The 12,519-nt window shown below is 33.4% G+C and carries 8 protein-coding genes; 6 read left to right on the top strand and 2 right to left on the bottom strand.

Translation table 11 applies throughout. The annotated features are described in order from the left end of the window. The first annotated feature begins 91 nt into the window (after positions 1-91). From NCC77_RS02675 to NCC77_RS02650, 6 genes are all read left to right on the top strand, one after another. Positions 92-745, top strand: a complete 654-nt coding sequence (locus NCC77_RS02675; RefSeq protein ID WP_250834248.1) for a class I SAM-dependent methyltransferase — start codon at positions 92-94, stop codon at positions 743-745. 156 nt (positions 746-901) lie between these two features. Next, entirely contained in the window at positions 902-2,125 is a 1,224-nt protein-coding gene (locus NCC77_RS02670; RefSeq protein WP_250834247.1) for a dicarboxylate/amino acid:cation symporter, read from the top strand. Positions 2,126-2,237: 112 nt separating this feature from the next. Beyond that, positions 2,238-3,638 carry a pyridoxal phosphate-dependent decarboxylase family protein gene (locus NCC77_RS02665; RefSeq protein WP_250834246.1) on the top strand — a complete coding sequence of 467 codons (1,401 nt, stop codon included), beginning with the start codon at positions 2,238-2,240 and terminating at the stop codon, positions 3,636-3,638. A gap of 287 nt (positions 3,639-3,925) precedes the next feature. Continuing rightward, entirely contained in the window at positions 3,926-6,289 is a 2,364-nt protein-coding gene (locus tag NCC77_RS02660) for a TonB-dependent receptor (RefSeq protein WP_250834245.1), read from the top strand. 24 nt (positions 6,290-6,313) lie between these two features. Then, positions 6,314-7,543, top strand: coding sequence for a DUF4374 domain-containing protein (locus tag NCC77_RS02655; protein ID WP_250834244.1), 1,230 nt, complete (start codon positions 6,314-6,316; stop codon positions 7,541-7,543). A 99-nt stretch (positions 7,544-7,642) separates the two neighbouring features. Further along, positions 7,643-8,800, top strand: a complete 1,158-nt coding sequence (locus tag NCC77_RS02650) for a PepSY-associated TM helix domain-containing protein (RefSeq protein ID WP_250834243.1) — start codon at positions 7,643-7,645, stop codon at positions 8,798-8,800. Positions 8,801-9,124: 324 nt separating this feature from the next. On the opposite strand, the gene NCC77_RS02645 is transcribed toward NCC77_RS02650, so the two are convergent. Both NCC77_RS02645 and gldA read right to left on the bottom strand, forming a co-directional pair. Beyond that, positions 9,125-11,245, bottom strand: coding sequence for an outer membrane beta-barrel family protein (locus NCC77_RS02645; RefSeq protein ID WP_250834242.1), 2,121 nt, complete (start codon positions 11,243-11,245; stop codon positions 9,125-9,127). Positions 11,246-11,618: 373 nt separating this feature from the next. Further along, positions 11,619-12,515 carry a gliding motility-associated ABC transporter ATP-binding subunit GldA gene (gene gldA / locus NCC77_RS02640; RefSeq protein WP_250834241.1) on the bottom strand — a complete coding sequence of 299 codons (897 nt, stop codon included), beginning with the start codon at positions 12,513-12,515 and terminating at the stop codon, positions 11,619-11,621. Positions 12,516-12,519: the final 4 nt, after the last annotated feature.

The following is a 12,519-nucleotide window of genomic DNA, read 5'->3' as shown; positions in this document are numbered from 1 at the left end:
ATTTTCTTAATGTCTTAATGGTGAAAATTCCCGAAATGACAAGAAAGCTTGGAATTTGGTATTTTTAAATTGGAATTTAATTTAAAAGATTATGAAACAAGAAGAACTACAAGCCATAGCTTCTCAATTAAAACATCCATCGGGAGACAAAGGAATCGAAATGGGAAATATGATGAACGAAACAAACATCAACATGACCAAACATTCGATTCAGAATTTAAATATAGCAAACGAAAACAGAATTCTAGAACTAGGCCACGGAAACGCGGGTCACGTTGAATTTTTGTTTGAACAAGCCGAAAAGCTAAAATATTACGGACTAGAAATGTCGGAACTGATGTTTCAGGAAGCAAGACAAATCAACCGAAATTTCGTTTCTCAAAAACAGGCTTTCTTTTCCCTTTATGATGGAAATACGATTCCTTTTGAAGCGGAATTATTTGCTAAAATATTTACAGTAAACACCATTTATTTTTGGCAGAAACCTGAGGAATTACTATCAGAAATCTACAGGGTTTTAAAACCAAATGGTACTTTCTGTTTGACATTTGCCGAAGAAGATTTCATGAAAAAACTGCCTTTTACACAATTCGAATTTGAATTGTACAGTACAGAAAAAGCACAGGAATTAATCAAAAAATCGGATTTTAAAATTGTCTATACAGAAACACAAACCGAAAAAGTAAAAAGCAAAACAGGAGAATTAGTCGACAGAGCTTTTACGACTATTGTTCTGGAAAAGTAATTTTTAGCCACAGATTATAAAGATTAGCCCAGATTACAAAATCATTTTAATCGCTGTAATCTGTGTCAAAAAAATAACCAATCAATTTTTGCAATCCTTTTTTGAGTACTTTCATTTTATTATTAATCTTTTCCGAATTATAATTCTCTACAACTTATGGAAGTTAAGAAAATCAATTTTTTGCAGAGTTACAGCAGTATTTTATGGCTTCTTGGAGGTATTATAATCGGAAGTATTTTCGGATTGGTGTTTGGAGAAGATGTTTTGATTATAAAACCACTCGGCGATATATTCCTGAATTTACTTTTTACAGCCATTATTCCGCTTATATTTTTCACAATCGGTTCTTCGGTTGCAAATCTGGAACGAACAGAAAAGCTAGGAAAACTGTTTGTCATAATGGTATTGGTTTTTCTCGCTACAATTTTAATTTCTGCCATTGTAATGATTTGTGCTGTTTATCTTTTTCCGATTCATGAAGATATCGCAATTGCGAAAGTTCCGTTTGAAGAAGTAGCTTCAGGATCAGCGGGAGATCAAATTACCAAACTGCTTACAGCCAATGATTTCTTCGAATTATTGTCTCGAAAAAGTATGCTCGCGTTGATTATTTTTTCTTTTTTAGTAGGTTTCGCCACATTACAATCTGGAGAAAAAGGAAATGCTTTCAAGAGTTTTCTGGATTCAGGAAACGAGGTAATGAAGCAGCTTTTAAACATCATCATGAAATTTGCGCCAATTGGTTTAGGAGCGTATTTTGCTTATCAAGTTGGAGTTTTCGGCCCACAATTGCTAGGCGTTTATGCAAAACCAATGGCAGTTTATTACGCTGCCTGTATTTTCTATTTCTTTGTTTTCTTTAGTTTATATGCCCTTGTCGCTGGCGGAAAAAGAGCTTTTAAAGTTTTTTGGAGCAATAACATAATGCCTTCTCTAACAGCAGTTGGAACTTGCAGCAGTATTGCGACTATTCCAGCCAATTTAGCAGCAGCAGAAAAAATGGGAATTCCGGCACATGTACGAAATCTGGTAATTCCGCTTGGCGCGCCTCTGCACAAAGACGGTTCGAGTATGTCATCCATCTTAAAAATAACGTTTTTGTTTGCCATGTTTGGCAAAGATTTTACAGATCCGATGACGATTCTTTTAGCACTTGGAATTACAGTTATAGTTTCAATTGTCGAAGGCGGAATTCCAAACGGAGGTTATATTGGAGAAATTTTAGCCATAACAGTTTATGGTTTTCCAATGGAACAAGCTTTGCCAGTTGCCATGATTTTAGGAACTCTGGTTGATCCAATTGCTACTTTATTAAACGCAAACGGTGACGTAATTTGTTCGATGATGGTTTCGAGGTTCTCCGAAAAGACAAAGTGGTAGCTTCACTATAAATTTCCAATTCTTAAAATAAATACTAAAAATAACTTATCTCGCGTGAAATGGCTTCGACTTCGCTCAGCCTGACAATGCGTGATGTAAATCACTATATAATATGAATTCAAAATTACAGCACGATCTCGACAATTTTGAGAATATCTTAGAAAAAACAAAACAGCAGGGAATTGATTTTTTGAGTAATATCGATAACATTCCAACCTCCAATACTTATTCAATAAATCCTAAAACGGAGCTAAATGAGTTAGGTTTAGGATCTATTGAAGCTTTAAAGGAATTTAATGAAAGATTGGCTCCATTGATGGTTTCCTCGTCTGGTCCAAGATATTGGGGATTTGTGACAGGGGGATCAACTCCCGCTTCTATTGTTGGAGATTGGTTGGCATCGGTTTATGATCAAAATACACAATCGGTGACTTCACAGGGCGGTAATTCAGCTTTAATAGAGTTTGAAACTATTAATTTATTATTGCAATTATTAGAACTTCCAGATTCGTTTTTAGGCGGATTTGTAACAGGGGCAACAATGTCCAATTTCACCAGTTTAGCAGTTGCGAGACAATGGTTTGGAAAACAGTATGGAAAAGATTTTGCTAAAAATGGAATTTCTGAAACCATCAATATTTTAACGGCTACTCCACATTCTTCTTCCATAAAATCATTATCGATGTTAGGAGTTGGAAGCCAGAATTATACAGTTATAAAAACAATTGAAGGTAATCGTGAAGCTTTGGATATTGCCGATTTAGAAGAAAAAATCAAAGCTTTAAACGGAAAACCTTTTATCCTGATTTCAAGTGCTGGAACGGTAAACACCGCCGATTTTGATGATTTTGAAACCATTGCCAAACTAAGAGAAAAATACAATTTCTGGTGGCATATTGACGGTGCTTTTGGCGGTTTTGCGGCAGTTTCAGAAAAATACAGACATTATGTAAAAGGTTGGGAAGGAGCAGACAGTATTACGATTGATTGTCATAAATGGCTGAATGTTCCATACGAAAGTGCTTTTTATTTGGTTAAAAAAGAACATGTTAATCTGCAGATTGAAACATTCCAAAATTCTAATGCGCCTTATTTAGGGAATCCGTTAGAAAATTTTAATTATCTGAATGTGCTTCCTGAAAATTCACGCCGTTTGCGTGCGCTGCCGGTATGGTTTTCGCTTAAAGCCTACGGAAAAGAAGGTTTTAGAGACCTTGTTGAAGATAGTTCAGCATTGGCTTTACATTTTGCAAATGCTCTAATAGAAAATGATTTTGAGCTCTTAGCGCCAATTCGTTTAAATAATGTTTGCTTTACATTAAAAGGAGAACACAATCAGGAAAAAGTAACTCCCTTTTTATCTGCTTTGAATGATACTGGGAAAGTATTTATGACGCCAACAGTTTATCAGAACAAAAAAGGAATTAGAGCTTCATTTGTGAATTGGAGGACGAATGAAGAAGATATTAGAATAGTAATTAAAGAGATGAAAGATCTATTAGAAATTATTTAATCTGAAACATAATTAACCCATTTTAGAAACCTGCTTACTAAGCAGGTTTTTTTATTTTTTGTAAGTTTTTTTATAAAAGCGATTTTAAATTTCTGATTTTATTTTGATTTTTTTTAATGTGATTTTAATCTAAAATTAATTAAATCTTAAGAAAGCATCTTTTTTTTAGAAAAAAATCATTTTTTACGTTAATAAAAACTTTTATTTAGAATAATTAAAAATAATTTGTTAAACCTAATTGTTGATGTTAATTTTGCGCCAAATTTAATTTAAACTAATTTTAAATAATGCAGATTAAAAGAATTGTAATCCTGTTATTACTGATGCTTTCTTCGGTTCAGGGTTTCTCGCAAAACGGCAAAGTAGTTTTAAGTGGAGTGATTATGGCAGACAATGGTCAGCCGGCAGAAGGAGTTTCTGTAGCTCTAAAAGGAACCAATTATGCAGCCCTTACAAATGCAAATGGTGAATATGAAATTACTGCAGAACCAGGTAATTATATTTTAGTAGTTAATTATGTTGGCTACAAATCCAAACAGACTAAAATCAATTTACAATCCAATCAAACTGCGCCTAAAATTACTATCGAAGAAGATATGGCGGCTTTAGATGAAGTTCAGGTAACTGGAAAGTCTAAAATTGAGCGAGTTAAAGAACAGCCTTTTAATATTGCAGCAATTGATTTAAAGAAAACATACAATTCTTCAGCAGATTTAAATCAAGTATTAGGAACAACTACTGGAGTTCGTATTAGAGAAACAGGAGGAATGGGCTCTGATTTTAAATTTTCATTGAATGGATTTTCAGGGAATCAGGTAAAATTTTTTATGGACGGAATTCCAATCGACAGTTACGGATCTTCATTTACCCTGAATAACATTCCAGTAAACATGGCAGAGCGTATCGAAGTTTACAAAGGAGTGGTGCCTGTTGAGTTAGGTAGCGATGCCTTAGGTGGAGCGGTAAACATTATTACCAACCAATCTGTAAAAAGATATATTGATGCATCTTACAGTTTTGGATCTTTTAATACACACAGAGTTGCTGTAAATACTAGATTTACGGGTAAAAATGGTTTAGTGGCTAATGTTAACGCATTTGGTAATTATACCGATAACAGCTATAAAATTACTGCGACTACTTCTAATCCAGATGGGACATTTAACCCAGAACGAGAATACAAACACTTTCATGACGGTTACAAATCAGGGGCTATTATGGCTGAGGTTGGAGTAAAAGGAAAGAAGTATGCAGATTATTTGTTGATTGGCATGATGGCTTCAGCAAATAAGAAAGAAATACAAACGGGATCTACTATGCAAAGAGTAGTTGGACAGGCTTTTAATGATAGTAAAGCTTTTGTGCCTTCCCTAAAATTTAAAAAAGACAGTTTATTCACTAAAAATTTATCTGTAAACTTCATTGCTTCGTACAATGTCGTTCAAAGCCGTTCTGTAGATACTTCATCTTATAGGTATCAATGGGATGGTAGTAGTACGCCAAGTGTAGTAAGCAATAGTGGAGGAGAGTTAAATGATGAAAAAACGATTTATGTTTACGATGATAACTCTTTTCAAGCTAATACAAACTTCAAATATGATTTGAATGACAGACAGTATTTTGCTTTTAATTATTCTGTTAATACTTTAAAAAGAAAAGAAGATGATGAAGTTCGTGAAATTACTAAACCAGGTTCTCCAGTAGTAAACAAAAATATTTTAGGACTTTCTTATAATCTTGCTGCATTTGACAGAAAATTATCTGTAATCGCATTTGGAAAGAAATATTTCCTGAATACCAGTATGAATGTTTTAGAATACATTAATGGTAAAAATGTCTATACGCCACTTAAAAGCTCTTTTGATGACATAGGATATGGAGCTGCATTAGCTTATTTTGTTACAAGTGAACTACAATTGAAAACGTCTTACGAGCATGCATATCGTTTGCCAACAGGAGATGAAATGTTGGGAGATGGTTTAAATCTTAGGCCAGCACCGACTTTGAAACCAGAGGCAAGTGATAACTTTAATGCAGGACTTGCGTACAAGAAAGCTTTAGAAGATCATTCTTTTGGAGTGCAAGGAAATTTCATTTATAGAGATGCAAAAGATTTTATCCGTATCCAGACTCAAGGATTTCAGTCTATTTATCAAAATGAATACAGTGTAAGAGTTACTGGTTTTGATGCTTCTTTGCATTATGGATATAAAAATTGGCTGACAGTTGAAGTAAATGCTACTCATCAGAAAACTATTGACACCAATAAATTTGACCCTCCTGGATCTAATATTATCAATTATAACAATGGTTCTCAGCTGGCAAATGTTCCTATTTTTTATGCTAATGCAAGTGTTGGTTTAAACTTCAGAAAACTAAGGACTTCAGATGACAATTTATCAATTAATTTATTTACAAATTACATTGATGAATACTACTTAGTATCAACAAAAAATGGAACTCCTGACAGTAGAAAAACAATTCCGGAGCAACTTACACAGAATATTGCCGCTTCTTATGCTTTTCAAAATGGAAAATACAATATCGGAATAGAATGTAATAACGTCGCAGACACAAAAGTCTATGACTATTTTAAAGTGCAAAAACCAGGAAGATCTTTTGCAGTTAAACTGAGATATTTTTTAAACTAATTATATAATTTTAAATTGAACACAATGAATAAAAGAATTAAAAATCTTTTGGCTTTAGCAGTATTGCCTGCTCTGTTTTTTTCATGCAGCAGTGATAATGATAATTCAGAGGTAAGAAATCCAGCTGATGAAACGTATGTGCTTTCATATCAAACAACTGATTGGGATGTTTATGTTTGGCAGTTTGAATCTGTAGATGAATTGATGACTGGATCAATCAACATGGTTGGTAAAGGTATCGAGCAAGCAGGAGCTTTAGTTCCGGTTGCCAATACATTTTTTGCTTTAACAGGAAATGCTGAAGGATCTGTTGGATATTACCTTAACGCTGAAGGTAAATTAGGAACAACTGCAAACTTATTTACAGGAGATAGTTATGCTTACGGAACTACTGATGATAACAAATTGGTTATGATTAATTCTCCATGGGATGCTAGTTCTACTCAAAATGAAATTTTAATTTACGATCCAGCTACAGTTACAATTTCAAAGCGTGTTTATGATGATTTTGCTATTTCTAACGGACACTTTTTATGGCCAACTAGTGTAAATGTATCAGGAGATAAATTATTTGTTTCGACATTTGAGCGTGATAAAGACTGGAAACTTTACCAAGAAAAAGCGGTTGTAAAAGTTTACGAATATCCATCTTTAAAATACTTAAAAACTCTAGAAGATTCTCGTACTACAGCAATTGGTCAATATTATACTAATACAGGTATGGTACAAACAGAATCTGGAGATATTTATACTTTCTCTTCTAATTCAGTTTTATGCGGTTACACGCCAACTGCGTCTCACTCAGGAATTCTTAGAATTAAAAAAGGACAGTCAGAATTTGATTCAACTTACTTCTTCGACTTTGAAACAAGTTCTCTAAAAGGAAAAGTTTTATCTGCTTATCCAGCAGGTGGAGAAAAAGTATTAGTTAACTATATTCCTGCAGATATTGACGCTGCACAACCAAACTGGGGATTCTTAAACTATAAATCTTTCAATTTAAAATCTGCTATCATCGATCTTACTACAAAGGCAATTACGCCAGTTACAGGATTGCCTGATCACGCTGGAGACAATTATTTTGGTTTCGGAAGTGCTTTAATTGAAAGCGGTAAAATTTACAAAAGTTTTGTAACTAATACAGAAGGACGTGTTTATCAAATTGATATTGCAACTGGTGTGGCAAAAGCAGGAGCTTTAATTACAGGCGGAGTTGATTTGCCAGCAATTACAAGATTGACAAAAAAGAAATAAGCAGTTACACAATTTAATTTTTACATAATTAAGACCATACAATTATTGCTTTAAAGCATTGATTGTATGGTTTTATTGCGTCATTAAACTAGGAACAAAATGAGTGTTATTAAATCACCAAAACCAAAATCAAAAGAGAAATCTCGATTCAGTAAAATTAATGCCTGGTTGCATCTATGGCTTGGACTTGCTTCTGGAATAGTAGTTTTTATAATGGGAATTACTGGCTGTATTTTGGTTTTTGAACATGAAATAAAAGAATTGACTTCTCCGTGGTTAAATGTAGAAGCACAAACTCCAGATAAAGTTTTGCCTCCTTCTAAAATTTATGCTGCAGTAAAAAAAGCCTTGCCAGAAAAGGATATTCATGGAGTATGGTATAATGGTTTAGATAAAACAATAAAAGTAGATATAGAATCTGATTCTTTGATTTATGTAAATCCTTATAACGGAAAAATAACCGGAATGGTCGATCATGAAGATTTTTTCCATGAAATTGATGAAGGGCATCGCTATGTTTGGCTGGGCAGAGAAGTAGGAACTGCAGTAACCTCTTGGGCAACTCTTATTTTCTTCTTTTTATTAATAAGTGGCATCATTTTATGGTTTCCTAAAAAGTGGAATAAAACAGGAATCAACAATAGTTTTAAAATTAAATGGAGCGCTAAGTTTAAAAGGCTGAATTATGATCTTCACAATGTTTTAGGGTTTTATTCGCTTCTTTTGGCATTTTTAATCGCGTTAACGGGTTTAATAATGAGTTTTCATTGGGTACGAGAAAGCACTTACTGGATTACAGGAGGTTTTAGCAATGAAAAAGCAAAGAAAGAAGTGGTAGTCGAAATAAAAACGGATACGCTCTTAAAACCTAAATATGATATGCTTACTTCTGCTGATATTATATTTGATAAAGTTAGAAACGAGATTGCTAAGCATAATAATGAAGCTGTAATTATTCATTTTCCAGATGAACCCAAAGATGATTTTTATGCCTGTACCGATATGCATAACGGAAATTGGAGAGATTTATATTTTGATCAGAAAACATTAGAATTGCTTCCAAAATCTAGAAAATATATAGGCGACGAGAAATTCCACGATTGGATGAGCCGCTCCAATTATAGTCTTCACGTTGGTGCAATTGGCGGAATAACAACTAAAATCCTCTATTTTACAGCAAGTCTAATCTGCGCTAGCTTGCCAATTACAGGTTTTTATATTTGGTGGGGAAGAAAGAAAAAAACAAAGAAGAACTAAGAGTGTTTTCAACAAAATAGTAAAAGTCTTTTTGAAGCGAATAGCTTTAAAAAGACTTTTTTATATCCCAAATTCCAAATTCCAAATTCCAAATTCCAAATTCCAAAATCCAAAATCCAAATTCCAAAATCCAAAATCCAAAATCTACAATCTATAATCTACAATCTATAATCTATAATCTACAATCTACAATCTATAATCTATAATCTATAATCTATAATCTGCAATCTTATACAATCCAAAAATAGAAGAGCCTGTTTGAAGGAACAGGCTCTTGACTAACACAAAAAAAAACAAAAAACAAGGTATTTAAAGAACGAAACTTTATATACGGTATGTAAATGCAATTGTCGCTATACGATTGTCAAGATCATATCTTTTATCAATAGTAGTTTGCGCAACAGCAGATTTAATGTAGAAATTATTGGTATTAAAAACATCGGTGAAATTGAGTTTAATATTCCCTTTTTTAGCTAAAATTTGTTTAGAAATCCCAATGCTAAAATCAAAGAAACCATCTCTTTGGTAAATTCCAAGATTAGATTTTGACTGATATTGTGCGTTTCCTTCTGCTTTCAAGGTTTCGGTTATCGTAAAAGAGTTTTGAACACTCAGATTGATTGTCATAATGGGATCAATTGTATTGCTATTTAAAATTTGTCCCATAAATTTATTTTCAAAAACATTGAATAAAGTGTTTACAGACCACCACTTGCTTAACTCAGAAGTATTGGTAATGTTAACTCCGTAATTGTATGATTTATCCACGTTTATTTCAGTGGTAACGGTTGTATTCGTGTCTGGATTGTAGTTGTACACTTCCGTAAAAACATCTTTGGTACTATTAAAATATAGAGAAGCCATAAAATTGCTTTTCCACGCATAACCAATTTCCATAGCGTGTGTAATCTCTGGAATCAAGTTCGGATTTCCCTGCGAATAATTAAATGAATCATCGTAAAAACGAAACGGATTCAAATCAAACTGACTTGGTCTATTGATTCTTTTGCTATACGATGCATGTGCAGAATGATTACTCGTGAATTCATATTTTAAAGAAAGACTCGGGAACCATTTTAAATAGTCATCTTTGTGTTCTTCATTCAATGTTTTCTGATCAATATTGATTGCAGTGTATTCGCTTCTTAAACCGGCCTGAATATTTAATTTTTCCAACTGATATTTGTAGTTGGCGTAAGTGGCGTAAATCTGTTCATTATACTCAAAATGATTGGTCGAGTTAAAATCAATAAGCCATTCGTTGTTTTCATAATATTCGTAAACAGACGGATTATCATTGTTTTTAATACTGGCTTTAAAACCCCATTCAATAGATTGTTTTTCCTTGAACGGATTTACAAAATCGACTTTTCCTGTAAAGACTTTTAATTGAGAAGGAATATAACCGCGACGATCGTTTACAACAGTAGCATTTGCCGTATTATCTGCACTCTGAAATTGATTAGATCTGAACTTCGAAGTTTCATATTCAAAATCAAAAATCATGTTTTTTCCTTCGTCGTTGAATTTATGCGTGCCAGAAAAAGCATACGTGTAATCGTTCCATTTTTCTTTACTATCATTGTAAGTCAAAGCATCAAAAATGGGCTGATTTGAAGTGTTGAAGACTTTATTTGTTCCGTCCGCCATATTTTCATAGCGCCCGATTTTGGCATCAACATAGAACTCTAAATTGGTTTTAGGCGAAACCTCATATTGAGTTCCAACCTTAAAATTATTAGAAGTCAAAGGTTCGTCTGTTATAGAAGTTTGGTGATTGGTAGAAGTAATTTCTTGGTGTGTAAGACTTGTATATTGAGTCTGATTGAATTGTTTATGCTCTTCTTCGCCACGGAAAGTATAGCTGTAGTTTCCGAAAACGCCCCATTTATCTTTATTGTAATTTAAATTGAAACCCGAATTGGTTCTGTTTTTTCGTCCTCTTCCATAACTCGCAAAAGCGGTGCCTTTTAAACCAGCTGAGTTTGGTTTTTTAAGTATGATGTTAATAATTCCAGCTTTTCCAGCCGCATCGTATTTAGAAGAAGGATTTGTAATTACTTCAATTTGTTTGATGTTGGATGAAGTTGTAGCTTTTAGATAATTGGCCAATTCTTTTTGAGACAGCTGTGTTAGTTTACCGTTAATCATTACGGCAACGCCTTGTTGTCCTCGAATGGACAAATCGCCATCTTGAGACACAACAACGCCTGGCGCACGTGATAAGACGTCAAGCGCGGTCCCGCCTTCAGAAACGATGCTGTTTTCTACATTAAAAACAAGACGATCCGATTTTTGAGTGTAAAGTACTTTCTTTTTACTAATCACAATTTCATCTAAAGCATTTATAGTGGTTTCAATAATACTATCGGTTTCTTTTTCTGTTTGAGAATATCCATCATATACCGAAAAAGCAAGCATAAGAGAGGTTATAATTTTTTTCATGTTGTTTGAATTTTGCCTATCCTAAACCGAGATTTAGAACATAATAATCTTTTGTAATTTTAAAATCAGAGTTTAGCGCAGTACAATTTGTTCTAATTTGTCTGATAATCTTTTTCGAAGATGTATTACTTGATTTGGAACAACAGAAATGAGTTTTTTAAGAGTAAGGAGAATAGGTAACATACCGTGGCATTTAAAATTTGATTTGCCAAATATAATATTATTTATAACAAGTCTAAATAAAAATAGTAATTATTTTTTTGGAAACTCCTTATTTTACTGATTTACAGAAAAAAGAGAATAAGAAAAGCGGTTTGTTTTTAAATAAAACAAACCGCTTTTCTAACTGAAAACCGTAACTACGATTGAAAACCTACTTAGTAATTTCTCTAAAAACAGCTTCCAGATTTTTATTTTTCTGATTGAGTTGTAAAGTTTTTAATCCATTTTCGTTGGCAAAGTCAAAAATAGCGGGACGCATATCTTTCTCTGTAATAAAAGTTAGCTCCCATGTCATGTCATGCGTATTTATATAAGAAGAAATATTTTCTAGTCTAGCCAAAAGCTGTTCTTCAACTTTGTAATCAAACTCTACTTCAATTACTTGCTCTTTATTGGTAGTAACCAAATGATCCAATTTATTGTCTGCAACGATTTGTCCTTTGTCAATAATTATGACACGATCGCAAATTGCTTCAACCTCTTGCATGATGTGTGTCGATAAAAAAACAGTTTTATTTTTCCCTGCATTTTTAATCACATTTCGAATTTCCATTAACTGGTTAGGATCCAGTCCGGTAGTTGGTTCATCCAAAATTAAAACTTCTGGATCATGAAGCAGGGCATTTGCCAATCCAACGCGTTGGCGATATCCTTTAGAAAGCTGTCCAATCTTTTTATGACTTTCTGGTGTCAGTCCTGTCAGTTGAATTACTTCTTCAATTCTTGATTTTGGCACGTTGTAAACATCAGCATTAAATGCCAAATACTCACGAACATACAAATCCAAATATAACGGATTGTGCTCTGGTAAGTAACCAATCGAGCGTTGTACTTCTTTTGCGTTTGTCATGACATCGTGACCATTTACAAGGGCTGAGCCACTATCGGCAAGTAAATAAGTGGTCAAAATTTTCATCAAAGTAGATTTTCCAGCTCCGTTTGGACCAAGAAATCCTACGATTTCTCCTTTCTCGATTTTAAAAGAAATTTCATTTAGAGCTTTTTGCTCTCCGTAACTTTTTGATATACTGTTTACTTCTATCGACATGACT

The organism is Flavobacterium tyrosinilyticum (assembly GCF_023656565.1).
Lineage (GTDB): Bacteria > Bacteroidota > Bacteroidia > Flavobacteriales > Flavobacteriaceae > Flavobacterium > Flavobacterium tyrosinilyticum.
This window is presented reverse-complemented; position numbering and strand designations above follow the sequence as displayed.

Bases quoted from the DNA above. Each gene is read 5' to 3' on its own strand.
- gldA (WP_250834241.1), bottom strand. From the start codon at position 12,515: ATGTCGATAGAAGTAAACAGTATATCAAAAAGTTACGGAGAGCAAAAA.
- NCC77_RS02660 (WP_250834245.1), top strand. From the start codon at position 3,926: ATGCAGATTAAAAGAATTGTAATCCTGTTATTACTGATGCTTTCTTCG.
- NCC77_RS02645 (WP_250834242.1), bottom strand. From the start codon at position 11,245: ATGAAAAAAATTATAACCTCTCTTATGCTTGCTTTTTCGGTATATGAT.
- NCC77_RS02650 (WP_250834243.1), top strand. From the start codon at position 7,643: ATGAGTGTTATTAAATCACCAAAACCAAAATCAAAAGAGAAATCTCGA.
- NCC77_RS02665 (WP_250834246.1), top strand. From the start codon at position 2,238: ATGAATTCAAAATTACAGCACGATCTCGACAATTTTGAGAATATCTTA.
- NCC77_RS02670 (WP_250834247.1), top strand. From the start codon at position 902: ATGGAAGTTAAGAAAATCAATTTTTTGCAGAGTTACAGCAGTATTTTA.
- NCC77_RS02655 (WP_250834244.1), top strand. From the start codon at position 6,314: ATGAATAAAAGAATTAAAAATCTTTTGGCTTTAGCAGTATTGCCTGCT.
- NCC77_RS02675 (WP_250834248.1), top strand. From the start codon at position 92: ATGAAACAAGAAGAACTACAAGCCATAGCTTCTCAATTAAAACATCCA.